The sequence below is a fragment of the Romboutsia sp. 13368 genome (genome assembly GCF_018336475.1).
Classification (GTDB): Bacteria; Bacillota; Clostridia; order Peptostreptococcales; family Peptostreptococcaceae; genus Romboutsia.
In genome coordinates this window covers 432,473-432,721 of sequence record NZ_CP048741.1, presented here as the reverse complement: position 1 = coordinate 432,721, position 249 = coordinate 432,473, and the positions used below count along the sequence as shown (strand labels likewise).

Genomic DNA, 249 nt, shown 5'->3' with positions numbered 1-249 from the left:
TTTTGAACCTCAGCTGGTAATTCTATCAAACCTATTCTTAGCCCTGGCATAAGTATTTTTGAAAAACTCTTTATATATATAACTCTATTTTTATCATCATAACTTCTAATAGTTCTGTTGTCTTTTGAKTCRAATTTAAAATCACTTATAAAGTCATCTTCAAGTATATAAAAATCATATTCTTCTGCTAACTCTATTAGTTTCTTTTTTTTATAAGTTGAATAAGATATACCTGTTGGATTTTGAAAG

General features: G+C 25.5%; 1 protein-coding gene. It reads right to left on the bottom strand.

Annotated elements, in window-relative coordinates; genetic code table 11:
• On the bottom strand, positions 1–249 hold a 249-nt coding region (locus tag G3997_RS01780; RefSeq protein ID WP_296649249.1), incomplete at both ends, for an aminotransferase class I/II-fold pyridoxal phosphate-dependent enzyme.